Genomic DNA, 22,220 nt, shown 5'->3' with positions numbered 1-22,220 from the left:
GATCGGGCTAGGATGGTGGCCAGATTCCGTGAGGCCCGATGTGACCAGCAGTGCAGTCGAAAATTATCTGAAACGCATTTATCTGGATCAGACCCATCCCGATAACGCGGCCGGCATGGTTTCGACGGGCCGTCTGGCGCTCTCCATGGGCGTCACGCCGGGGACTGCGACCAGCATGTTGAAAACCCTCGCCGCAGCGGGGCTTGTCGAACATGAATCACGACGCGGAGCCAAGCTGACGGCGCAGGGGATGGAACTGGCCCTGCATGTTCTGAGACGGCACCGTCTGCTGGAACTGTTCTTGGTGGAGACCCTCGGTCTGGACTGGACAGTTGTGCATGAAGAGGCCGAGCGTCTGGAACACGCCGTGTCCGATCGCGTGCTGGAACGGATCGACCACCTGCTGGGCAATCCCCTTGTCGATCCACACGGTGACCCCATCCCCCAATGCGGAACGGTCGACCATGATGAAAATCCGGCCCGAACCACCCTGCTGGACTGTGAGATGAACGTTGAACTGTCGATCGTGCGGGTCATGGACCAGAACCCCGACTTTCTGCGTCTGATTACCGCCGAGGGTCTGGTACCGGGCCAGAAAGTCACGGTCGCCAACAGGGATTTTCAGCGCGAAACCATTACGCTGGCCAAGCAAGGCGACAGCAGTACGCTGGGCCTGTCTTTGGCGCACAAAATCATCGTGCAATAGCCCCGCCGGAAAGCGCCGTTCAAAACGCTAAAGGGACGGCTTGCCAGACGATGGATAGAGCCGAGACGCCAGCGGCAGCCAAAGCCAGCTTCCGCTCCCAACGTCCGTCATCCTCATCATCGTCGCCACGGACAATCCACGCTGCGATCGCCGCCACCAGTCCCAAACACCCCAGTGTGAAAATGACCCCGACTACTCGCGAGACGGGATCGCTGGCGGAGGTGTACAGGTCCGCGATGCTGGAGATGGTGTACAGGCCCACGAAATGCAGCGCCCACACCATCAGACTGCCCAGCAGTTTGAGCCAGCGCGACATTATAGACCGCCCCCCGGGAACAGACGGATCAACAGGATGGACAGGGCGGCCTGTACGGCGGTGAAAGTGAGAAAGAGGCAGATCACATCCACAGTGGTGGGCCGATCAGGCGAGACGTAGCCAAACACCCGACGCAGCAGCAGATAGAGCGCCATCAGCGCACTGATGGCGCAAAACACCGCCGACCATGCCAGCAGAGCAAACGCCGAGGCTCCCTGCGAGGATATCTCGGGATCCAGACCTTGTCCCGCCCACGCCTGAAACTCGTTGACGATCGCCACGCCCGCCAGCGTCGCACCGACCAGTACAAACACGGTCGTCATCGTCTCGGCCCGCTTTCTGAACTGCCTGAGCACCTTGGGTGCCAGCAGGCTCGCAGCCGCTGCTGCCGCCAGCAGGCCCACGTTCAATATCAGGGACGACAGCTCCGGTGGGGCCTGCCAAAGATCAGGACGTCGGCTCCACAGGAAAATATAGGAAAATGCCGCCAGCAGGCACACCATGCCCGATACGATCAACAGCAGGACCATCGCCCACCAACCGTGTCCTGACGAACCCGATACATAGTTGGGCAGTCGTATACCTTCGCCGATATCGGTCGAGCGCCGCTTGTGGGGCATGTCCAGCGACCAGCACCAGCGCATGATGCAGAACGCCGCCAGCACGCCGCTGACCACCGCTGCCGCATAGGCCTGCACGGTCAGGATCAGGAAGAATCCGGCTGTGAATACTGCGCCAAAAACGTGCCATGGGGACGGACGCGGAATCCGCAGAACATATTGCGGCTCGGCGTTCAGGGGGCTGGTGACCAGTGTTTGCCGCTCGCCATTTTTGGCCCCCGGCAACAGCCAACGCCCCTGTTTGACCTGCTCCGCCAGTTCCGGCTGGTCCCACAGCGGATAGAGGCTGTTCACGACCGGAATGGAGCGCACCGAATAATAGTCGCTGGGAAGCCATTCCAGCCCTGGCCCGTCGTGGATGTTCCCGACCTCGCGCCGGCCGAACGGGCGGAAGTTGCGGAACATATCGATCACCCACAACAATACGGCCAGCCCGAACAGGAAGGCTCCGATGGTCGATATGATGTTCGGCAGGGCCAGATCGGCATCGGGCAGATAGGTGTAGACCCGCCGCGGCATACCCATCAGTCCCGATAGGTGCATCGGCAGAAAGGCGATGTTGTGCCCCGCGAACATCAGCCAGAAAATCCAGCGCCCCCAACGCTCGCTGAGCGTTCGCGAACTGGACATCGGAAACCAGTAATAGATCGCGGCGAACAGAGGAAACACCATGCCTCCGATCAACACATAGTGCAGGTGGGCGACGATGAAGTAGCTATCGTGAGCCTGAAGGTCGAAGGGCACCATGGCGACCATCACGCCAGACAGCCCCCCCATGACGAAGATGACCAATCCACCGACGGCGAATAATCCCGGCGTGGAAAACCTCATCTTTCCGGCGGCGATGGTGGCGATCCAAGCAAAGACCTGCACTCCGGCTGGCAGGCTGACCGCCATCGATGCCGCGCTGAAATAGTTGATGCTGATCTGCGGCATACCGGTCGTGAACATGTGGTGCGCCCACACGCCAAAACTTATGAAACCTGTCGCCAGCATGGCCATGACCACCAGCGAATGTCCGACCAGTCGGGTACGCGCCATGGCGGGAATAATGGTCGACATGGCCCCCGCAGCCGGCAGGAAGATGATGTAGACCTCGGGGTGGCCAAAGAACCAGAACAGGTGCTGCCACAACATCGGGTCCCCGCCTTTCAGCGGGTCGAAAAACGGCCAGTTCAATGCCCGTTCCAACTCCAGCAACAGCGTGGCCAGAATAATGGATGGAAAGGCGATGATGATCATGCACGCAAAGATCAGCATGGCCCATGCAAAGATGGGCAGCTTGTCCAGCGTCATTCCCGGGGCACGGGTTTTCAACACACCGACAATGATCTCGATGGCACCGGCAATCGCCGAGATTTCGATAAATCCGATCCCTAGCAACCAGAAATCGGCGTTAATTCCCGGCGAATAGGTTTTCCCCGTCAGCGGCGGATACATGAACCAGCCGCCGTCCGGTGCCAGACCGAAAAACAGTGAACAGAAGAACGCTAGGCCGCCGATCAGATAGGCCCAAAAGGCATAGGCCCCCAGTCTGGGGAACGGCAGATCGCGGGCCCCCAGAATCTGCGGCAGCAGCAGCACGGCCAGAGCTTCGACAGCGGGCACCGCAAACAGGAACATCATCACCGTGCCGTGCATGGTGAAAATCTGGTTGTAGGTCTCCTGTGGCAGGATGCCGGCCATCGGCAGAGCCAGCTGGGTGCGCATCAGCAGGGCTAGCGTGCCCGCCAATATGAAGAACAACATCGCCGCCCCGACATAGTAGATGCCGATGATGTTGTTGTTGATGGCCGTGATCCATTCGCCCGCACGGCGTGGTGGACACCATGCGGCCTCCAGCTCCTCGAGCTCGCCTTCGGGACGCGGGCCTTGCGACGGAAAGCGGTCGTATTTTCGGGTATCGAAACCGGTCTCGGAGGTCATTTGAGGCTTTCCAGATAGGCGGAAATGTCCTGCAACTCCTGACCCGTCATCACCGGATAGGACGGCATCCGGTTAGCGGGCTTGATCGCCTGACTATCCGAAATCCAGCCCGCCATCGTGCCCTGATTATTGGGGAGTATGCCCGCGCCCAGTGTCCGTCTGGAGCCGACGTGTGTCAGGTCCGGCCCTGCCAGACCATTGGCCGAGGTGCCCCGTATGGTGTGACAGGCACCGCACCCTGCGGCGGTGAAAGTCTGAGCACCCGGAAGGCTGGACAGCGGAGCAGGCTGCGCCTGTCTGGCGCGCCAAACGTCATAGTCTTCTGGTGTATGGGCAATGACGACCAGCCCCATAAGCGCGTGGGGGCCGCCGCAGTATTCCGCGCATTGGCCCGCATAGACCCCCGGCGTATCGGCCTGAATACGCATGAAGTTTCGCCGTCCGGGGATCATGTCTGTTTTGCCGCCCAGACGTGGAATCCACAGACTATGGATCACATCCGCACTTTCCAGTTCGATGACGACCGGCTGGCCCGTGGGGATATGGACTTCATTGGCATCCTGAATGGCTTCGCGCCCTTCGGTATCCAGATAGGCTACGCGCCACCACCACATCTCGCCGGTGACCCGAACCCGCATTTCGCCCTCGCCTGCGGCGTCGGACAAGCGGGCCGTGGTCGCCAGTCCGTAGACCAGCAACGCGCTGAGCACGACAACGGGAAAGGCAATACCGCCGATCCAGACCAAGCGTTCGGTTTGCAGGGATCGCCTGAAGCGCGCCGGTCCGAACAGGGCCACACCAAGCACCGCCACCACGATCAGAAAGACCGCCAGCCCCATCACAAACAGCACCCAGGCGACCGTCGTCAGCGGACCGGCAAACGGCCCTGCAGGGTCCAGAACAGGAGGCGGCCATCCGCTGCGGAAATCCATCAGTCGTCATCCAAGGTATAGAGAAAGGCCGCGACGTCACGCGCCTGACGGTCGTTCAAGGGCATGGTGGGCATAGCGGTACCGGGAACCAGAGACGGCGCATCCTGAATGAAGGCCACCATGGCATCGGGCTGGTTGGGTATGCGCCCCGCAATCAGGGGCCGTGTGCCTATTCCGGCCAGCGGCGGGCCGCTGCGCCCCTTTGGCCAGCGGACCTGCGGGATATCGTGACAGGCCGCGCATCCCGTTTCGCGCACCAGTTCCAACCCGCGCGCCGCATCGGCTCCCGCCACCGTGCGTCGCGGATATTCAGGCTCCGCGCAGGATGCCAGTACGACCGGCACCGTCAGTGTAACGGCGCTTAGAAATCGCATGGGCGGATCATGGCGGCATTGGTCCTTTTTTCCGGCGACCCATAGGCAATCCCTTGCGCCCCGTGATGGTTCCGAGGCGGTCCTAAAGGAACTCCATTGGACGCACCGGATTGAAACAATGTGCCAAACCTTGCCCCTGCCTCCCTGCTGCGATCACTTCTGTGGCCTGTCCTACTGGGCTTGGCCGGTTGCGATACTTCGTACGGAACAACAGACCAGCGGCTGTCCGCAACAGGCGAAGTCATCGCCATGGGCGGCGGAGCCGGAGGAGCCGCAAACGCCTGCTTTACCTGCCACGGGCTGGACGGCGGCGGCGACGGCATATCGGTGCCGCGGCTGGCCGGGCAGGATCTGGGCTATCTGCAAAAGCAGATGGAGGACTATGCCAGCGGCCTGCGCGCCGACCCTGTCATGACGCCCATAGCGCGCAGTTTGAGCCAACAGGACCGGAACCGTGTCGCGGCCTACTATGCCGCTATGCCCGCGCCTCAAACCGATCAGGCCTCGGAGACTGTCAGGCCCTTGATCTGGACCCGGGGCGATGCGGCGCGGGGTATCCCCTCCTGCGCCAGTTGTCACGGCTCCGATGGGCAAGGCGCAGGTGGGCAACCCGCTGTGGCCCGCCAGCCCGCCGCCTATACCATCGAGCAGATCGCGCGGTTCCAGTCCGGAGAGCGGCGCAATGATCCGCGCGGTGTGATGGCCACCGCCGCCCACGCTTTGACGCCGGACCAGACGCAAGCCATCGCCGACTGGCTGGCCGCCGTGCCTTTGAGACCTCCCGAAAAAGACATCCAGCCGGACCAGACGGCCGTCGCCAAACCGGCCGGCACGCGTGAAATCAGGCGACCGGAACGCTCCGACGGCGGCTAGGGTCTGAACAGTCTGCGAAACTTGTCGCCGATGCCCGCCTCCAGCTTGCGTTCCCACGCTTTGAGGCGTCGCTGCCATCGGCTGCGTTTGGGCGAAGGCAGGGGCACGACAGGGATCATGGCGTGCAAAACGTCATCGCGGTCGATCAAATGATGTTTGATGGCCGCCCCTGCATGTATGGGGATCATCACCAGCAGACTGACAATCAGCCCCCAGTGCATCCATTCGGCCATGGCCTCGATGGTCCAGAGCTGGCTGTTCGACAGGTTCTGCATCGGCAACATGGGCCAGGGAACGACGCCCCCCACATTCAAAGGGGCATCTCGCGCAGTAGCTGACACCATGGCCCATCCCGTCAGCGGCAGTCCGAACATACAGATATAGAAGATGTAATGGGTGATATGCGCCGCAACACTGGACCAGCCCGGTTTGTCCGCATCGTTAATGAGATCAGGTGCCATGAGCCGCCATGTCAGACGCCCGATGACGAGCAGCAGCATCAGCAGACCGACTGCGAAATGAACCTCATAGGCCGCCACCTTGTCGCCGCCGACGGGCAGCCGCCCCATCCACCAGCCCCACGCCAGCTGAAACACAATCAATGCCACCATGGTCCAGTGAAACCAGATGGCGACAGGCGAATAGCGGCCTTCGTCCTGATGACCTGCGGCCCACTCCAGTGCCTGTGCAATCAGGCGGTCTATCATGCCTGCGTCCTGCGGGCGGGCTGCAGCAGCGCGCGCATCTTCAACAGCGCGACCAGCAGATAGGCGGCCGCGGCCGGTGCCCACATGATCAGGCCAGCCGCCTGTTGATCCTCAAGGGGACCCAATCCCCACGCGGCACCGGAGGCGAAATGCGGCGCATAGAGCGGCTGGCCCGCAAAGACGATCAGCGCGCCAAGCAGGCCCATCAATAGCATGGCCGCCAAAAGCCCGACAATGGCGGCATGGGCAGACACACTGCGAACAGCCGCCCAGAACCACACCGATGACGCCAGTATGCTGATCTGCATCAGCCAATAGACCCCGTCATGGGACAGCGCCTGCGCGTACAGAGACGGCGCGTGCCACGACCAGAAGAGCAGCGCTTGAACCGCGGTGGCGGCCATCAGATGCGGCTTTTTCAGCAGCGGCAGGCAAAGCGCCAGCAAGGGCGCGGCCGCCAGAACCAGCAAAAGATGGTGCAGCGTACGGGCCGTGAACAGCGCCGAGCTGAGAGCGCAAAGCGGCGATATGAAGCCAATGGCCAACACAAGCATCGCACCGCCAAACACGCCGCGGTCAGTTTGTTTAACCCGCCACATCCCTACACAGAACAAGGCCAGCAGCACGCCCAGCAAAATCGGGTCCGTATTCCAGCGACCCAGCACTTCGCCCGGCAGCGGTGCGGGTCCGCAATAGGGGCTCCAGCTACGAACCATCATGGCCAACCCACGCTGCGGCGCGCCACGGGTTCATCGCGGCGGCAGGTGCACCTTGGAACACGGGCGAGCGCCCGACATCGCCGCGCCTGAGGAAGGGCGACTTATTGACCGCCCTGCCCCGGATCATTGGCCAGCGGCCGCAGCGCGCGGCGGTGTGACCTGCCAAACGGTATTGGACAGATCGTCCGCCACCAGAAGGATACGCCGCTGCGGATCGAACAATACACCCACCGGACGCCCGCGTGCCCGACCGTCTTCGGTCAGGAAGCCGGTCAGAAAATCGACCTGATTTCCGGCAGGCCGCCCATTGGCAAACGGAACCCATGTGACCTTGTAGCCAGCCAGATCCTGACGATTCCAACTGCCGTGTTGGCCGACAAAGGCCCCTTCGATGAACGTGCCGCCAAACCCGCCGTCGCGTGCAAACGATAACCCCAATGCCGCCACATGCGCCCCGAGGGCATAGTCGGGCTTGAGAGCGGATGCGACCAGTTCAGGTTTTTGCGGGCGCACGCGCGGATCGACATTCTGGCCCCAGTAACTGTAGGGCCAGCCGTAAAATGCCCCGTCGCGCACCTGTGTCAGGTAATCGGGCACCAGCTGCGGACCGATCTCGTCCCGTTCGTTCACCACGCTCCACAGAGCGGAAGTGTTCGGCTCGATGGCCAGAGCGGTGGGGTTGCGGATGCCCCGCGCGAGGGTACGGCGTGCGCCCGTTTCACGATCGATGGCCCAGACCACGGCGCGCTCTTCCTCCACGGCCATGCCGCGTTCGCCCACATTCGAGTTGGAGCCGATGCCCACATACAGCGTCGAGCCATCCGCACTGGCTGTCAGTGCCTTGGTCCAGTGGTGATTGAGAGCCGAGGGGAGCTTGGTGACCTCTTCCGGCTCTGCCGAGGCTTGGGTCTGACCCTCGACATAGGGCACCCGCACCAGAGCGTCCTGCTCGGCGATATAGATGTAGCCATCCACGAACGCCAAACCATAGGGAGCGTTCAGAGAGTCCAGAAACACAGTCCGCACGTCCGCGACACCATCACCATTAGAATCTCTGAGCAATGTCAGCCGGTTACCGCTCTCGACCTTGGTGTTGCCCTGCTTCTTGATGAACCCCGCGATGACATCCTTGGGCCGCAAGCGCGGAGCCCCGCCGCCTCGACCCTCGGCGACGAGTACATCTCCGTTGGGCAACACAAGCATCTGGCGCGGGATGTTCAGGCCCGTCGCCAGCGCTGTCACCGTGAACCCCTGTGGTGCCTGAGGCACGCTGTCGCCCCAGCCTACCGGCTTGGCAATCCGCATGGGCGGCAGCAGGGTCTCGCGGATTTCAGGCAGGTCGGGACGCGGCCCGGTTTCGTTAATGCCCTCGACGCTGCTGCCGCAGGCTGCCAGAGCGAGGACCGACACCATGGTCAAACAACGACGGATCATCGTACCGCTCCCTTATGCAGCGTGCCGGTATAGTGAAGTAGCCCTGCAACGAGTGCGCAGACGCAGCTCAGCACCGACAGGGTCATGCCCAGCGAACCGACCGAGCTCCACCCGTCCTGACTGTGTTTGAAAGCGTTGACCAAGCCGAACAGGCACATGGCCAACAGCAAGACGCTGTGAAGACTGTGCGTGAGCGAGCGGAATCTCAAAACCCCGAACAGGCTCCAGAGAAAGGCGATACCGCCGAAAACCAGCCCTCCCACAATCGCCCATGCCGAGAAATTGCTCCACTGCAGTTCCTCGGTTTTCAGGTAGGCGATGTCTGTCAGCATGGCCTGGGTGAACAAGGCCACCGGAAACGCAAGGACCAGGCCATAGAGGCCTCGTCCGAAACTGGCGGGATGAGTGTACATAAGGCAGCCCCTTTTCTAACCCTCTCGGTCCGCCAGCCTCGAGCGGCGCGTGTTGGCCAGCTCACAAACCCGGACTCTCCGTAGCGAATTAATCGGCTCCGGCCCTATGGGTTCCTCAGTGACAGCTGGGGCACTTTGGCCGCCCATCATCCGACGCAATAAATGTAAGAAAATCAGGGAACCGTGGCCGTTACGAAGCGTTGCAGTCCGGCTTGTGTAGATGGCCCAGCCTAGGTACGCATAAGCTCAGTGAGAAAACCTTGTTACGGAGCGGGTAAAACCCGCTGATGGCGCTCTGGGGGGAGCCGCAGCCTATGTTCTCTAAGAACCGTTCGACCGCCTCGTCCCGCACCGAGGCATGGGCTGCTTTAGGACTGGTACTGGTCTTAGCCTTTTTTTGCGCCACCAGCGTCGTCGCCTATATGAATATTCAGGTCCTCAGGACCAACAACCAGCAGATAATGCACACCCACAAGGTCATCGTCGGTATCGATGGCCTGATGGCGTCCTTGCTGAATGCGGAAACGGGTCAGCGCGGCTATCTTCTCACGGAAAACCCCTCTTATCTCCAACCCTATCAGCGCGCCGTCGAGGGACTGGAAGCGCAGATGGCGGAATTGGATGCGCTCACCCAGAATAATGCCATCCAGAATGCTCATCTGGACCAAATGCGTGCCCATGTCGCCACGCGCATGAGCGAGCTGAACAATGCGCTGGATGCGCGTCGCGAACGCGGCATTGAAGGCGCGATCGCCCACCTGAACTCCGATCGCGGCAAGGCTGAAATGGATGCCGTGCGCACCATTATCGGCCAAATGCAGCTGGAAGAGCAGCGGGTGCGCGAGGCGCGCATAAAACAGATGGAAGCCGCCGCCCGCACCGCCGTCATCAGTGGTGTGTTCTCGGGGCTGTTTGGCGCGTTTCTGACTATTGTTGTCTTCCAGCTCATCCGCCGCAGCGTACGACAGCGCGCCCGTCAGGAATGGCTGCATCAAGGGCAGGTGGGTCTGGCCAAGGCCATGCTGGGCGACCAGTCTCTGGAAAATCTCGCGGACAATATTCTGGCGTTTCTGGCCCGTTATACGGGGGCCCATGCGGGTGCCCTGTTCAAGGGCGAGGAAGGCCAGTTCCGCCGTCTGGCTGTCACGGGGGTCCCCTCCGATGCCGCCATCCCTGCCCGCTTCTCGCCCAAGGAAGGCCTGTTGGGTCAGGTCGCCAGCGAGGGGCACGCCATTGTTCTTGACGAGGTACCCGACGGCTATCTGACCATCGGCTCGGCACTGGGCCGCGACAATCCTCGACATCTGATTATCGCACCGGGCAAGGCCGACGGCGAGGTCAATGTGGTACTCGAGCTGGGCTTCCTGCACGCCGTCGCAGAACCCGCGCGGGCCCTGCTGGAGGAATCCGCTTCCGCCATCGGCGCGGCCCTGCGGTCGGCCCGTTACCGCGCCCGCTTGCAGGACATGCTCGAGGAGACCCAGCGTCAGGCCGAAGAACTGCAGGTGCAGAGCGAGGAACTGCGCGTCTCCAACGAAGAGTTGGAAGAGCAAGGTCGCGCCCTCAAGGAATCCCAAATCCGTCTGGAACAACAGCAGGCCGAACTGGAGCAGACCAACAGCCAACTGGAAGAACAGGCCCAGATGCTGGAAACCCAGCGCGACGATCTGGAGCGCAGCGGTGCCGATCTGGCCCTGAAGGCACGCGAGCTGGAACAGGCCAGCCAGTACAAGTCCGACTTCCTGGCCAATATGTCGCACGAGCTGCGCACGCCGCTGAACTCGCTGCTGATCCTGTCGAAACTGCTGGCCGACAACAATGACGGCAATCTGAGCGATCAACAGGTGAACTATGCCCGCACCATCCAATCCTCGGGCAATGACCTTCTGGACCTCATCAACGACATCCTCGACCTGTCCAAGATCGAGGCGGGCCATATCCAGGCGCGCCCCGAAGCGGTGGCCATCCAGCGTATGGCGGGCGATCTGAGACAACTGTTCCAGCCCGTGGCCGACGAACGCAAGCTGAGCTTCGCCATCGATATCGCCTCGGTCACAGACGTCGATCTGGAAACCGATCGCCAGCGTCTGGAACAGATCATCAAAAACCTGCTCTCCAACGCCTTCAAATTCACCGAGGCAGGCGAGGTCAAACTGTCCGTCGAACCGGTCGGCGTGGACGAAATTGCCTTTGCCGTTTCGGACACGGGTATCGGCATTTCGCCCGAACATCAGGCCGCCGTCTTCGAGGCCTTCCGTCAGGCCGACGGCACCATCAGCCGTAAATACGGCGGCACGGGGCTGGGCCTGTCGATCTCGCGCGAGCTGGCCCGTCTTCTGGGTGGCCGCCTGACGATGGAAAGCGCTCCAGGCAAGGGCAGTACCTTCACGCTGATCATCCCGCGCATCTATCAGGCCGAAAAGGTGACCGCGCGCGAGCTTGCACCCAAGCCGATGGGCAACAGCTTGCCCGCCGCCGCGTCGATCCCGCCCTCCAGCACAAAGACACAGGACGCGCCGCAAGCGCTGGCCACCTCCGCCCCTCGTGCCGTCGACGATGACCGCGATCATCTGACGACCAAACGACGCATCCTTCTGGTGGTCGAAGACGACGCACGTTTCGCCTCCATTGTACGCGATATCTCGCGCGAACTCGGCTTCCAGGTGCTGGTGGCCGGCTCGGCGGAAGAAGCCGTACGCATGGCCAAGCGCTATCAGCCCAATGCCGTGGTGCTGGATGTCGGCCTGCCCGACCAGTCCGGACTGACGGTGCTGGATGTGTTGAAGCGCGATGACGACACCCGCCACATTCCGATCCACGTGATTTCCGGCGAAGACCACAGCCAGACGGCCCTGTCGCTGGGCGCCATCGGCTATCTGGTCAAACCGGTGCAGCACGAAGATCTGGTGCAGGTGCTCACGACGCTGGAAGAAAAGCTGACGCGCTCGGTGCGACGCGTCCTGATTGTCGAAGACGATCTGGTCCAGCGCGATGCCGTCAGCCATCTTCTGGCGTCCGGCGACGTGGAGACTGTGGGTGTCGGCACGGCCGCAGAATGTCTGGAGCAGCTCAAGTCCCAGACCTTTGACTGTATGGTTCTGGACCTGACCCTGCCGGACGCTTCGGGCTTCTCCCTGCTGGAGACCCTGAGCCGCGAAGGGGCCTACGCCTTCCCGCCGGTGATCGTCTACACCGGTCAGGACCTGTCGCCCGATCACGAGCAGCAACTGCGCCGCTATTCCAGCTCGATCATCATCAAGGGGGCCAAATCGCCCGAGCGGCTGCTCGACGAAGTGACCCTGTTCCTGCACCAGGTCGTCTCCGATCTGCCGCCGGAACATCAGAAGATGATCCGCAAGGCGCGCAACCGCGATGCCGTATTGGAGAACCGCCGCATTCTGATCGTCGAAGACGATGTGCGGAACGTCTACTCCCTGACCAATGTGCTGGAACCACGCGGCGCGCAGATCGAAATCGCCCGCAACGGCAAGGAAGCCCTGGACGCCCTGGAGCGATCGGCAGCCGATCCGGCCAAGCAGATCGATCTGGTCCTGATGGACGTGATGATGCCTGTTATGGACGGGCTGACCGCCACGCAGGAAATCCGCAAGGACAGCCGCTGGAAGGATTTGCCGGTTCTGATGCTAACGGCCAAGGCTATGCCTGACGATCAGGAACGCTGCATGGCGGCCGGTGCCAATGACTATATGGCCAAGCCTCTGGATGTGGACAAACTCTTGTCTCTGGTTCGCGTATGGATGCCGCGTTGACCCCTTCGCAGCAGCCCTCGGTCGAGGATATCGAAATCCAGCTTCTGCTGGAGGCGATATTCCTGCGCTATCACTATGACTTCCGCCACTATGCCCGCGCTTCGATCAAGCGGCGGCTGATGCAGGCTCGCATCCATTTCGGTGTGCCCTCCATCACCGCCCTGCAGGATCGGGTGCTGCATGATCCGGCCATTCTGGATCAGATGCTCGGCTTCCTGACGGTGCAGGTCAGCGAGATGTTTCGCGACCCCTCCTACTTCCGCGCCCTGCGCGAACAGGTTCTGCCACACCTAAAAACCTATCCGTCTCTCAAGATCTGGATCGCGGGGTGCAGCACTGGCGAGGAAGTCTATTCCATGGCTATCCTTTTCAAGGAAGAAGGCCTTCTGGACCGGACCCTGATTTACGCGACAGACATCAATCCGGACGCCTTGGCCGCCGCCAAGGCGGGCGTTTATGCCAACGACCGCATCCGCAAATTCACTGAGAACCACCAGAAGTCAGGCGGGCGCTCATCCTTGTCCGACTACTACCGTGCCGACTATGGCCGCGCGGTTTTCGACAGCAGTTTGAGAGCCAATGTGGTCTTTTCCGACCACAGTCTGGTGTCTGATGCCGTCTTTGGCGAGATGCAGCTGATTTCGTGCCGCAACGTCATGATCTATTTCGATCGTGATCTTCAGGATCGTGCGGTTGGTCTTTTTAAAGACTCGCTGAGCCGTCACGGCTTTCTGGGCATTGGCTCCAAGGAAACCCTTCGCTTTTCGCGCCATGCCGGTGCCTTTGCCGATTTCGTCCCGTCCGAAAAAATCTATCGGAGACAGGACGGATGAAGGGGGTCGAGGCCGTTGTGATGGGGGCGTCTGCCGGCGGCGTTCAGGCCCTGCTGGAAATCTTGCCGTATCTGCCCGCCGACTATCCCGTGCCGGTCATGACGGTACTTCATATTCCGGCTGACCGCGCCAATGCGCTTGTGCCACTGTTACGCAGCAAGTGCGTGATCGGCGTGAAGGAAGCGGAAGACAAGGAAAGTCTGGCCCCCGGCACCGTGTATTTTGCGCCGGCAGACTATCATCTACTGGTCGAGACCGACGGCTCCCTCGCCCTGTCTTCGGACGAGCCCGTCAACTTCTCCAGACCGTCCATCGACGTGCTGTTCGAGAGCGCTGCCGATGCCTATGGCGAAGGCTTGCTGGCTGTCCTGCTGACCGGAGCCAACGACGACGGCGCGCGTGGCCTCAGGAACATCTGCGCCACCGGGGGTCGGGTCATCGTACAGGATCCCGAAGAAGCCCAAGCCCGCGCCATGCCCGAGGCTGGACTGCGATTTTGTCCCACAGCGCGCGTGGAGAAACTGCGCGGAATTGTTGAACAGATGAGAGCGATTGAAGCCCCATGAGCATCGTGGATACGCCAGTCAACATCCTTCTGGTCGACGATCTGGAAGAAAACCTCATTGCTCTTGAGGCCCTGCTGGCCAACGAAGGCGTGGTCTGTCTCAAAGCGCGTTCTGGTGAAGAGGCACTGGAACTTCTGCTGGTGCATGATGTGGCTCTGGCGCTGCTGGACGTGCAGATGCCGACCATGGACGGTTTCCAGCTGGCCGAGTTCATGCGCGGCAATGTCAATGCACGCGACATTCCTCTGATCTTTCTGACAGCAGGCAGTGCAGATAGTCCGCGACGGTTCCGGGGCTATGAAGCGGGCGCGGTGGATTTCATCCAAAAGCCGATCGAGGCTGATATTCTTCGCAGCAAGGCGCGCGTGTTCATCGAACTGTATCGCCGCAAGCTGCAGATACTGACCCAGCGTGATGCGTTGGAGGCCTATGCCAATACCCTTCGTCAGGCCGACCAGCGCAAGAACGAGTTCATCGCCATTCTGGGGCACGAGCTGCGCAATCCGATCATGGCCTTGAACGCGGGCTTCAAGCTGCTGGAAAAGACAGACGACCCCGCAAGGCAGCAGGCGCTGCACGAGCGTATGAAGGTCCAGACCCACCATCTCTCGCGCCTGATCGAAGACCTGCTGGACGTGGCACGTATCGACAAGGGCAAGATATCCCTGAAGCCGCAAGCGGTCAGTTTACAAGACATTGTCCAGTCCGCCGTCGATATAGCGACACCCAAAATGCAGGCAGGCGAACATACCCTGACCGTCAGCACGCCGGATCAGACGGTGTGGATGTATGGCGACTTCACCCGTATGTCCCAGATTGTCAGCAACCTTCTGACCAATGCGGCCAAATACACCCCGACGAAGGGAAAGGTGCATTTGGAAGCCACGGCTTGCGAAGACCACGTCACGATCGCGGTTCAGGACAATGGCATCGGCATCGCGCCACACGCGCGGAACTATATCTTTGACCTGTTCGCCCAGTCCAAAGGCCCCGACGCCCGTGCAGGAGACGGCCTTGGTATCGGTCTTGCGCTGGTCAAAAAGCTGGTGGAAATGCACCACGGCAGCATCGAGGTGCATAGCGAGGGCACGGGCAAGGGCAGTTGCTTTACCGTCCGCCTACCCGTGCAAAACCCGCAAGCCTAGACCGGCATCCGGGCCGCCAGAGTAAGGGACGACACACATTCGGAACTATTGAAGGCCACACTCGATGATGTGGGACGCCGTTCCACATCCCGGGGATGCCTGAAATCCATGCCTGCTGGCTTAAGATCAAACATTCCGGCCAATGCCGTACATCTTTGCATCGATATGCAACGCATGTTCGTCGAAGACACACCGTGGCAAGCCCCGTGGGCCGAGAGGGTCCTGCCCCAGGTCATCACCCTGTGTGCGGCTCGCCCCGAGCGCATCTGCTTTACCCGCTTTGTGCCCGCAGACGCGCCAGGACAGGGCCGAGGCACGTGGCAGTCCTATTGGGAGCGCTGGTCCGACATGACCCTTACCGAACTGGGGGGAGATATGGTTGATCTGGCTTTGCCGCTTCAAGCGTTCACCCCACCGGCAAAGGTACTGGACAAGCGCGTCTATTCGCCGTGGGTGGGCACCGATCTGGACGCTGCGCTACAAAGGGGCAGCGTGGACACCTTGATCGTCAGCGGTGCCGAAACCGACGTTTGCGTACTGGCCGCCGTGCTGGGGGCGGTTGATCTGGGCTATCGGGTCATCGTGGCAACTGACGCGGTTTGCAGCTCGTCGGACGAAACCCATGACTATCTGCTCAGACTCTATCAGACCCGATATGGCCATCAGGTCGAGACCGCCGAGATCGAAGAAATCATACAGGCTTGGGCTCCGGCATGAGCGACCTAGCCTCAGTGGAGTTTAAGTCGCCCCGCCGCACGCTTGGATAGCCGGCGCGCCATACCCATCAGCAAGGTCCGGCGTAGACCCACGACTGTTCGATAATGATCGAACCGGATCGCGCCATAGGCCGCCCGCGCCACCAGTCCCTCGATCAGAAACCCGCGCCCGAGTACGCCGCCCATCAGCGAGCCGACCGCACCGAAATGGCCGAGTGAAACCAGAGCCCCGCGATTTTCGAAACGGAAGGGTCGGTCGTGCCTCGGGTTCAACAGGAAGCGTGCCAGATATCGCGCCTGCTGCGACGCGGCCTGCGCCGTCGGTGGCAAAGGCGCACTGGATCGGCTGGCGCAATCGCCCATGGCATAGATGTGGGGTTCGGACGTGCGAAGCCGGTCATCGACCAGGAGCTGGTTCAACGGACCGGTCTCCAGTCCCAGCTCCTGATTTTCCGGTGAGGCCAGAACGCCAGCCGCCCACACGACAGCGTCGGCGTCGATCCAGCCGGACGTGGTTTGCAGGCCCTCGGGCGTCACCGCCTCGACACGTGTTCCGGTCCTCACCTCGATACCGCGACGTTGCAGTTCGGCCTGCACATTGGCGGATACCTCGTTCGACAGACCGCCGAGTATCCGTCCCGATGCCTCGATCAGGGTGATGCCCAGTTTGAAATGTTGGGCAGGAGGCAGCCCTTGGGCCAAGGCCTGATAGCCCACCAGAATCTCTGCCGCCAACTCCGTTCCCGTCGCCCCCGCCCCCACAATGGCGATCGCCAGCTGAGGTCGCCCCTCATAGGCCGCCGCCAGAAAAAGCTGGATCAATCGCGCGTGGAACTCCCGTGCATCCTCGGCGTCCTCCAGAACGTGGGCGTGCCCCTGCGCTCCGGGTGTCTTGAAAAAGTTCGAGCCACTGCCCGTCGCCAAGATCAGGCGACCGTAGCCGATATCGCGCTCGGAGCGATCCTCGCCGTCCAAGGATGACGACAGCCGAATACAACGGCTTTCCGGATCCAGCCCCACAAAGCGGCCCAGAACGAAGCTGAAATGGTTTCTTCGCGCCAACAGCGGATAGGAAATTGCTTCTTGGGAGGCATCCAGTGTACCGGCAGCAACCTCGTGCAACGACGGCTTCCACAGATGGCTGATGTTGCGATCAATCAACAGCACCCGACGGGGCCCCTGATCACGTCCGAGCTTTCGCCCCAGCCGCGCGGCCAGCTCCAGACCACCCGCGCCCCCGCCGACGATCACAAAATCATACCTCATCGGTTGCCGGTCGGCACACAAAGAGGCGGGGCGCGCCTTGGGAAAGACGCGCCCCGTCAGGGTTCTGATCATTCAGCTTTTCTCGACCGGAGTGGTCTTGCCGGCACCCGGCCCTGCGCCAAGATCGGCACCGGTAAGCGGCTCTGCATTCGGGTCCGATTGGGTGCGGTCGGCAAAGGCCTGAACGGTCTTGGCTTCGACCCCGCCCAACTTGACCTCGCAGCCACCGTCTCCGCCATCGACCGCCATCTGGCCCTCGCGGTCGGAGACGACCTCCCACTGCGGCCCTGTGTTCCACGGCCCCTGCCCTTCGGGCTCGCCCTGCGACATGTCGAAATAGGTGTCGGCAAATGCCGGATCGGCGGGCAGCTTGCCTGACGGGAAGTTGTCGGGGATGGCATAAAGGGCTTTTTCAAACGCCTTCTGGTGGGCCACTTCGCGGGTCATCAGGAATCTGAGCGCATCCTTGATCCCCGGATCGTCGGTGACGTTGATCAAACGCTCATAGACAATCTTGGCCCTTGCCTCGGCGGCGATGTTGGAGCGCAGGTCGCAGGTCGGATCGCCGATAGAATCCACATAGGCAGCCGTCCACGGAACGCCCGCCGAATTGACCAGTGGCGCACCGCCTCCATAGAGCAGGGTCGTGGTGTGGCTCTCTCCACCCTGCGTCATGGTGGCGTACAGGTCGGCTTCCTCCTCGACCGCTTCGGCCAGGCGTCCCTTGGCCCCGCGATTGAGCATGCTGACGATCGAGCCAATGATTTCGAGGTGGCTAAGCTCCTCGGTGGCAATGTCCATCAGAAGGTCGCGCCGATTGACGTCCTCGTCGGCCAGACCTTGGGTAAAGTAGCGCATGGCTGCGGCCAGCTCGCCTTGCGGACCCCCGAACTGCTCCAGCATGAGGGTAGCCAGAGCAGGGTTCGGTTCGGCCACCCGCACCGTGTACATCAGTTTCTTGTTGTGCATGAACATGGTCAGTCCTCCCGTTTAACGGCTGTGCTCGGCGTCGCTGCGCTTGAGGGTCAGGAATTTCTCGGTGATTAGCGGCAGGCTCTGATCCACCCACGCCGCCATCCTCATTTCCTCATCAAGCGAGGTATTGAGCGGGTCATATGCCGCCGAATATCCGCCATGGCGGGCCAGCAGAATGAGCCCCCGATAGGAGGCCACCTCGAAGTTTTCGAAAGCAAAATTGGCGAAGGCGTTTTTCAGAATCTCATCATCGGCGAACATGTGGCCCAGAGCCGCCATGTTTCCGCTCAGGCTCAGCGCCGCATCCTTCAGCCCTGACGGGCTTTCACCAAATCCGTCCAGAAGCCCTTCGAGCCGTTCGATCTGCTGTTCGGTCTCCACGCGGTGGGCTTTCAGCATGTCGGCAACTTCGGTGAAGTTCTTGGCCCGATCAATCTGGCGGTCCATCAACGCCAGTGCCTGATGCTCGACCGCATGGGCATTTTTCAGTCCACTGACAAAGACCTCGCGCCAGATGTCGTCGTTATTGGTCATAGTCTCGTTCCTCCTAGAGCCCCGTCAGGGAACGCCGCCAAAGGAAACGGGACCGGCAGTGTCGGCCCCTGAACAGACCCTCCGAAATCGACGGGGAACATCGACGCCCTTTCAATGTTCTGACATCAAAGGGGACGTGACATGACAGACAACAAGCCGTGGGACGTAGTGGTCGTTGGCGCAGGCCCTGCCGGTCTGACCGCCGCACTTTATCTGGCGCGATATCACCGCCGCGTGCTGGTCGTTCACGACGGGAAAAGCCGCGCCCTGCGTATCCCCCTCACCCACAATGCGCCGGGGTTTCCCGAAGGTATCAACGGCGTGGACCTCGTCCGGCGGATGACCGATCACGCCACCCATTTCGGTGCCGAAATACGTGAAACCCACATCACCGACATCCGTCGCCGGGAGGAAGGCTTCGCCTTGTCGGTGGCCGACGCCGCCGACCTCGTCGCCCGCACGGTTATTCTGGCCACCGGCATTTTCTTGAACCAGGTCGATCTGCCTGAAGACGTTCATGAACAGGCGATCAAAGACGACGTCCTGCGCTATTGCCCGATCTGTGACGCCTATGAGCATACAGATGCCCACATCGGCGTTCTGGGCTGCGACAGTAACGGTGCGGCCGAGGCCCTGTTTCTGCGCCGCTATTCGGACCGCATTACCTTGATGCCCCTCTCCCATCCCGAACTGACCGCGTCGCAGAAGGCTCAACTGGATCAGGCCGGCATCAAGGTTATGACGGGTGCCCTGGTCGAGCTCTCACCCCAAAACGACCGGATCGATGTCGTTTTGGAGGGATCGCAAACGCTGGGTTTCGACGTGGTCTATCCGGCGCTGGGCTGCTCTCCGCGCGCAGAACTGGGGACCGCTTTGGGTCTTGCTGTAACCGAAAGCGGCTGCCTGCCCAGCCAATGTGTGACAGCCAGCCCGATAGCAGGCCTGTGGGCCGCAGGCGATGTGGTGGAAGGCCTGGACCAGATCAGCGTCGCCATGGGCCACGGAGCCCTCGCCGCCACGAAAGCCCATAACTGGCTTCGCGAGCAGGACGGCGAGACGCTGACCTGATCCGGTGCCTTAACCGTGGGGTTGCAGCACCACCTTCGTCCACTCGTTCGGATTGTCGTGGAAGTTTTTATAGGCGTCGGGCGCTTGTTCCAGCGGTAGGCGGTGACTGATCAGATCCGTCGTGTCGATCCGGCCCTCAAGCACCAGTTTGAGTAGCTCGGGCAGGTATTTCTGCACATGGGTCTGGCCCGTTTTCAGGGTCAGGCCCTTTTGCATGAAGGCTCCGATCGGCAGTTTGTCGCCAATGCCGCCATAGACGCCCGGCATGGAGATACGCCCGCCCTTGCGGCACGCCATGATCACCTCGCGCAGAACGTGCTGGCGATCGGTGCCCAGCTTGGTCTCCTGCTTGACGGCGTCGATAATATTGTCCGGCGCGAAACCATGCGCCTCCATGCCCACGGCATCGATACAGGCATCAGGACCAATACCCGCCGTCATTTCCTTGAGTGCGTCCAGCACCTTGACCTCGTGATAGTTGAGCGTCTCGGCACCGTTGCGGCGTGCCAGCGCCAGCCGGTTCGGCTGATGGTCGATGGCGATCACGCGCCCCGCCCCCATCAGAAAGGCGCTCTTGATGCAGAACAGGCCCACCGGACCACAGCCCCAGACCACAACCGTATCCCCCGGCTCGATCTCTGCATTTTCGGCGGCCATCCAGCCGGTCGGCAGGATATCGGACAGGAACAGAACCCGTTCGTCCTCGATACCGTCGGGCACTACGATGGGTCCAATATCGGAATAGGGCACGCGGGCGTATTCGGCCTGCCCACCCGCATAGCCGCCCGTCAGGTGGCTGTATCCGAACAGGCCCGCCGTCGGATAACCATAGGCCACCTCCGAAGCGTCCGACTTGTCCGCCGGATTGGAGTTATCGCAGGCCGAGTACTGCTGCTTGCCACAGAAGAAACAACTGCCGCAGGCGATCACAAAAGGCACCACCACCTTTTGCCCGACCTGTAGGCTGGTGTTTCCCCGCCCGACCTCGACCACCTCGCCCATGAATTCGTGGCCCAGAATGTCGCCAGCGTGCATGCCGGGGATCATGCTGTCATAGAGGTGCAGGTCCGAGCCACAGATGGCCGTGGCCGTGATCTTGATGATCGCATCGCGCGGATTGACGATCTGAGGATCGGGGACCGTATCGACGCGAACGTCATGTTTCCCGTGCCAGGTAAGTGCGCGCATGATCGATCCTCCTCAACTACGCGGTGCGGCGTGGGGAGCCTGGGAGGTTGCGACCTCTCCCGTCTCCATCAGTTGTTTGAAACGGCGCAGTTCACGACGCGCTTGAATGCGGGGTTCGCGCTGCATGACCTTGGCCACCAGCTTGCCAACAGCGCCCGCGGGCGGGTCATAGCTGACCATCACGCGCACCTCGGTCCCGCGCCCGAACGCATTGTCGCGGAACTCGACCCAGCCTTCATGGTCAATGTCGGACTGCTCTGTTGAACGCCATGCGATATACTCGCCCGGGCGGTCCTCGGTGACTTCGGTCTCCAGCTCGATATCGGTGCCGCCCGGGCCTGCGATCACCCAGCGCCGACCGTCGGCAGATACCTCGCGCACATTCGGCATAAAGGCCGGAAGGTTCTGAAACGCCCGCCAGAAAGCATAAAGATCGGAGCGGGGTCGATTGACCATCACCGCCTGCACAGAGGACGCCTCGTGGTCGCCCCTAGGCTCCTTGCGGTCTAGCAGACCCGTCGAAGCCATGTTGGCGTCGGTGCCCTCAGGGGCATGGATGTGGGGTTGGGTCATCCTGCCGCCCTCGCGCAAACTGGCCAGGCCATCGTCAAATCGGGACGTCGCATGGGTATCTCCCTTCTTTGTTGTGAAGGAAAAGTGCGCGGCGCGGACGATGCGTTTCTCAGCGTCGCCCATGTGTCCGGAACGGATCAAACCGGAACGGGGCCGTGGGGTACGGGTTAGTCGGGCGTATCCAATCGCACAGCGAGCCCGCCATGCCCCACCCGCCCCCGCACGAGAAACCCGAGGTCCTCAAACGCAAGGGATCGCTCATGCGGTTTCTGGCGATCCTCGTGGGTCTGGCCATCCTCATCTATGTGGGCGTGGCGGCCACGGCTTTCCTGCGCACCGAACGAGACCCTGCCAGCCCTCCGCATGGAAGCGGAAACGAAAGGACAATCGATGGACAAGCAAACTGAAGGCCGCACCAAGAACGGGGCTGTCCCCGTAACCAAGTCCACGCCTGACGCGCCCGACAAAGGCGCGCAAAAGGCGCACGAAAAGTCGCAGCAGCGCGCAGGTCCCGATGGCCCTGACGCCACCGAGATTGGCGACACCTTTAAAAAAGCACCGTAACA

22 protein-coding genes are annotated in these 22,220 nt (G+C 61.5%); 9 read left to right on the top strand and 13 right to left on the bottom strand.

The window, feature by feature from the left end:
- Nucleotides 1-40: 40 nt before the first annotated feature.
- A complete protein-coding gene (locus B3B04_RS07105; RefSeq protein WP_292041394.1) occupies nucleotides 41-706 on the top strand; it encodes a metal-dependent transcriptional regulator in 666 nt (221 codons plus the stop codon).
- A 19-nt stretch (nucleotides 707-725) separates the two neighbouring features.
- Here the strand turns inward: B3B04_RS07105 and B3B04_RS07100 are convergent, their stop codons facing one another.
- From B3B04_RS07100 to B3B04_RS07085, 4 genes are read right to left on the bottom strand one after another with little or no spacing between them, the layout of a single operon-like run.
- The gene (locus B3B04_RS07100) at nucleotides 726-1,022 is read right to left on the bottom strand and encodes a hypothetical protein (protein WP_292041392.1); all 297 of its coding nucleotides are present in this window, start codon (nucleotides 1,020-1,022) and stop codon (nucleotides 726-728) included.
- A complete protein-coding gene (locus B3B04_RS07095) occupies nucleotides 1,022-3,568 on the bottom strand; it encodes a cbb3-type cytochrome c oxidase subunit I (RefSeq protein WP_292041391.1) in 2,547 nt (848 codons plus the stop codon). The genes B3B04_RS07100 and B3B04_RS07095 overlap by 1 nt, the downstream gene beginning before the upstream one ends.
- Nucleotides 3,565-4,500, bottom strand: coding sequence for a cytochrome c oxidase subunit II (gene coxB, locus B3B04_RS07090; RefSeq protein WP_292041389.1), 936 nt, complete (start codon nucleotides 4,498-4,500; stop codon nucleotides 3,565-3,567). The genes B3B04_RS07095 and coxB overlap by 4 nt, the downstream gene beginning before the upstream one ends.
- Nucleotides 4,500-4,874 (bottom strand): c-type cytochrome, encoded by a 375-nt coding sequence (locus tag B3B04_RS07085; protein ID WP_292041387.1) that lies wholly within the window; start codon nucleotides 4,872-4,874, stop codon nucleotides 4,500-4,502. The genes coxB and B3B04_RS07085 overlap by 1 nt, the downstream gene beginning before the upstream one ends.
- Nucleotides 4,875-4,994: 120 nt before the next feature.
- Here B3B04_RS07085 and B3B04_RS07080 point away from each other — a divergent pair, with 120 nt between their 5' ends.
- Nucleotides 4,995-5,747 carry a c-type cytochrome gene (locus B3B04_RS07080; RefSeq protein WP_292041386.1) on the top strand — a complete coding sequence of 251 codons (753 nt, stop codon included), beginning with the start codon at nucleotides 4,995-4,997 and terminating at the stop codon, nucleotides 5,745-5,747.
- Here B3B04_RS07080 and B3B04_RS07075 read toward each other — a convergent pair.
- The 4 genes from B3B04_RS07075 to B3B04_RS07060 all read right to left on the bottom strand — a co-directional run bounded on the left by B3B04_RS07075 (nucleotide 5,744) and on the right by B3B04_RS07060 (nucleotide 9,020).
- Nucleotides 5,744-6,454, bottom strand: coding sequence for a cytochrome b (locus tag B3B04_RS07075; protein WP_292041384.1), 711 nt, complete (start codon nucleotides 6,452-6,454; stop codon nucleotides 5,744-5,746). The two genes, B3B04_RS07080 and B3B04_RS07075, sit on opposite strands and share 4 nt — an antisense overlap.
- Entirely contained in the window at nucleotides 6,451-7,173 is a 723-nt protein-coding gene (locus B3B04_RS07070) for a cytochrome c oxidase assembly protein (protein ID WP_292041382.1), read from the bottom strand. The genes B3B04_RS07075 and B3B04_RS07070 overlap by 4 nt, the downstream gene beginning before the upstream one ends.
- 123 nt (nucleotides 7,174-7,296) lie before the next feature.
- The gene (locus tag B3B04_RS07065) at nucleotides 7,297-8,607 is read right to left on the bottom strand and encodes a PQQ-dependent sugar dehydrogenase (RefSeq protein WP_292041380.1); all 1,311 of its coding nucleotides are present in this window, start codon (nucleotides 8,605-8,607) and stop codon (nucleotides 7,297-7,299) included.
- Entirely contained in the window at nucleotides 8,604-9,020 is a 417-nt protein-coding gene (locus tag B3B04_RS07060) for a DUF2231 domain-containing protein (protein WP_242915626.1), read from the bottom strand. The genes B3B04_RS07065 and B3B04_RS07060 overlap by 4 nt, the downstream gene beginning before the upstream one ends.
- Before the next feature lie 314 nt (nucleotides 9,021-9,334).
- Between B3B04_RS07060 and B3B04_RS07055 the strand changes: the two genes are divergently transcribed.
- The 5 genes from B3B04_RS07055 to B3B04_RS07035 all read left to right on the top strand — a co-directional run bounded on the left by B3B04_RS07055 (nucleotide 9,335) and on the right by B3B04_RS07035 (nucleotide 16,051).
- Nucleotides 9,335-12,790, top strand: a complete 3,456-nt coding sequence (locus tag B3B04_RS07055; protein WP_292041377.1) for a response regulator — start codon at nucleotides 9,335-9,337, stop codon at nucleotides 12,788-12,790.
- Nucleotides 12,775-13,623 carry a CheR family methyltransferase gene (locus tag B3B04_RS07050; RefSeq protein ID WP_292041376.1) on the top strand — a complete coding sequence of 283 codons (849 nt, stop codon included), beginning with the start codon at nucleotides 12,775-12,777 and terminating at the stop codon, nucleotides 13,621-13,623. The genes B3B04_RS07055 and B3B04_RS07050 overlap by 16 nt, the downstream gene beginning before the upstream one ends.
- Nucleotides 13,620-14,189 carry a chemotaxis protein CheB gene (locus tag B3B04_RS07045; RefSeq protein WP_292041375.1) on the top strand — a complete coding sequence of 190 codons (570 nt, stop codon included), beginning with the start codon at nucleotides 13,620-13,622 and terminating at the stop codon, nucleotides 14,187-14,189. The genes B3B04_RS07050 and B3B04_RS07045 overlap by 4 nt, the downstream gene beginning before the upstream one ends.
- Nucleotides 14,186-15,334, top strand: a complete 1,149-nt coding sequence (locus B3B04_RS07040) for a hybrid sensor histidine kinase/response regulator (protein WP_292041374.1) — start codon at nucleotides 14,186-14,188, stop codon at nucleotides 15,332-15,334. Before B3B04_RS07045 ends, B3B04_RS07040 begins: the two co-directional genes overlap by 4 nt.
- A gap of 108 nt (nucleotides 15,335-15,442) precedes the next feature.
- Nucleotides 15,443-16,051: a cysteine hydrolase family protein gene (locus B3B04_RS07035; protein WP_292041372.1), complete on the top strand. Its 609-nt coding sequence runs from the start codon at nucleotides 15,443-15,445 to the stop codon at nucleotides 16,049-16,051.
- Nucleotides 16,052-16,062: 11 nt separating this feature from the next.
- Here B3B04_RS07035 and B3B04_RS07030 read toward each other — a convergent pair whose 3' ends face one another.
- From B3B04_RS07030 to B3B04_RS07020, 3 genes are read right to left on the bottom strand one after another with little or no spacing between them, the layout of a single operon-like run.
- The gene (locus tag B3B04_RS07030) at nucleotides 16,063-17,388 is read right to left on the bottom strand and encodes an NAD(P)/FAD-dependent oxidoreductase (protein ID WP_292041370.1); all 1,326 of its coding nucleotides are present in this window, start codon (nucleotides 17,386-17,388) and stop codon (nucleotides 16,063-16,065) included.
- Complete coding sequence (locus B3B04_RS07025; protein ID WP_292041368.1) at nucleotides 17,389-18,285, bottom strand: manganese catalase family protein; 897 nt, start codon at nucleotides 18,283-18,285, stop codon at nucleotides 17,389-17,391.
- A gap of 21 nt (nucleotides 18,286-18,306) precedes the next feature.
- Nucleotides 18,307-18,825 (bottom strand): ferritin-like domain-containing protein, encoded by a 519-nt coding sequence (locus B3B04_RS07020; RefSeq protein WP_292041365.1) that lies wholly within the window; start codon nucleotides 18,823-18,825, stop codon nucleotides 18,307-18,309.
- Between the two features lie 141 nt (nucleotides 18,826-18,966).
- Between B3B04_RS07020 and B3B04_RS07015 the strand changes: the two genes are divergently transcribed.
- Entirely contained in the window at nucleotides 18,967-19,893 is a 927-nt protein-coding gene (locus tag B3B04_RS07015; protein ID WP_292041364.1) for an NAD(P)/FAD-dependent oxidoreductase, read from the top strand.
- Nucleotides 19,894-19,902: 9 nt separating this feature from the next.
- Here B3B04_RS07015 and B3B04_RS07010 read toward each other — a convergent pair whose 3' ends face one another.
- Nucleotides 19,903-21,081: a zinc-dependent alcohol dehydrogenase gene (locus B3B04_RS07010; RefSeq protein ID WP_292041362.1), complete on the bottom strand. Its 1,179-nt coding sequence runs from the start codon at nucleotides 21,079-21,081 to the stop codon at nucleotides 19,903-19,905.
- A 12-nt stretch (nucleotides 21,082-21,093) separates the two neighbouring features.
- Nucleotides 21,094-21,654 (bottom strand): SRPBCC family protein, encoded by a 561-nt coding sequence (locus B3B04_RS07005; protein ID WP_292041360.1) that lies wholly within the window; start codon nucleotides 21,652-21,654, stop codon nucleotides 21,094-21,096.
- 390 nt (nucleotides 21,655-22,044) lie between these two features.
- Here B3B04_RS07005 and B3B04_RS07000 point away from each other — a divergent pair, with 390 nt between their 5' ends.
- Nucleotides 22,045-22,218 (top strand): hypothetical protein, encoded by a 174-nt coding sequence (locus B3B04_RS07000; RefSeq protein ID WP_292041358.1) that lies wholly within the window; start codon nucleotides 22,045-22,047, stop codon nucleotides 22,216-22,218.
- The last annotated feature ends 2 nt before the right edge of the window (nucleotides 22,219-22,220 follow it).

Source organism: Brevundimonas sp. UBA5713 (assembly GCF_002419815.1).
Lineage (GTDB): Bacteria > Pseudomonadota > Alphaproteobacteria > Caulobacterales > Caulobacteraceae > Brevundimonas.
Note: the sequence above shows the minus strand (reverse complement) of the source record. Positions and strands in the feature narration are given on the sequence as shown.

Coding starts and splice junctions, on each gene's coding strand:
- B3B04_RS07025 (WP_292041368.1), bottom strand. CDS start 18,285: ATGCACAACAAGAAACTGATGTACACGGTGCGGGTGGCCGAACCGAAC.
- B3B04_RS07095 (WP_292041391.1), bottom strand. CDS start 3,568: ATGACCTCCGAGACCGGTTTCGATACCCGAAAATACGACCGCTTTCCG.
- B3B04_RS07055 (WP_292041377.1), top strand. CDS start 9,335: ATGTTCTCTAAGAACCGTTCGACCGCCTCGTCCCGCACCGAGGCATGG.
- B3B04_RS07020 (WP_292041365.1), bottom strand. CDS start 18,825: ATGACCAATAACGACGACATCTGGCGCGAGGTCTTTGTCAGTGGACTG.
- B3B04_RS07005 (WP_292041360.1), bottom strand. CDS start 21,654: ATGACCCAACCCCACATCCATGCCCCTGAGGGCACCGACGCCAACATG.
- coxB (WP_292041389.1), bottom strand. CDS start 4,500: ATGGATTTCCGCAGCGGATGGCCGCCTCCTGTTCTGGACCCTGCAGGG.
- B3B04_RS07015 (WP_292041364.1), top strand. CDS start 18,967: ATGACAGACAACAAGCCGTGGGACGTAGTGGTCGTTGGCGCAGGCCCT.
- B3B04_RS07065 (WP_292041380.1), bottom strand. CDS start 8,607: ATGATCCGTCGTTGTTTGACCATGGTGTCGGTCCTCGCTCTGGCAGCC.
- B3B04_RS07075 (WP_292041384.1), bottom strand. CDS start 6,454: ATGATAGACCGCCTGATTGCACAGGCACTGGAGTGGGCCGCAGGTCAT.
- B3B04_RS07045 (WP_292041375.1), top strand. CDS start 13,620: ATGAAGGGGGTCGAGGCCGTTGTGATGGGGGCGTCTGCCGGCGGCGTT.
- B3B04_RS07070 (WP_292041382.1), bottom strand. CDS start 7,173: ATGATGGTTCGTAGCTGGAGCCCCTATTGCGGACCCGCACCGCTGCCG.
- B3B04_RS07010 (WP_292041362.1), bottom strand. CDS start 21,081: ATGCGCGCACTTACCTGGCACGGGAAACATGACGTTCGCGTCGATACG.
- B3B04_RS07085 (WP_292041387.1), bottom strand. CDS start 4,874: ATGCGATTTCTAAGCGCCGTTACACTGACGGTGCCGGTCGTACTGGCA.
- B3B04_RS07050 (WP_292041376.1), top strand. CDS start 12,775: ATGGATGCCGCGTTGACCCCTTCGCAGCAGCCCTCGGTCGAGGATATC.
- B3B04_RS07030 (WP_292041370.1), bottom strand. CDS start 17,388: ATGATCAGAACCCTGACGGGGCGCGTCTTTCCCAAGGCGCGCCCCGCC.
- B3B04_RS07000 (WP_292041358.1), top strand. CDS start 22,045: ATGGACAAGCAAACTGAAGGCCGCACCAAGAACGGGGCTGTCCCCGTA.
- B3B04_RS07035 (WP_292041372.1), top strand. CDS start 15,443: ATGCCTGCTGGCTTAAGATCAAACATTCCGGCCAATGCCGTACATCTT.
- B3B04_RS07060 (WP_242915626.1), bottom strand. CDS start 9,020: ATGTACACTCATCCCGCCAGTTTCGGACGAGGCCTCTATGGCCTGGTC.
- B3B04_RS07100 (WP_292041392.1), bottom strand. CDS start 1,022: ATGTCGCGCTGGCTCAAACTGCTGGGCAGTCTGATGGTGTGGGCGCTG.
- B3B04_RS07040 (WP_292041374.1), top strand. CDS start 14,186: ATGAGCATCGTGGATACGCCAGTCAACATCCTTCTGGTCGACGATCTG.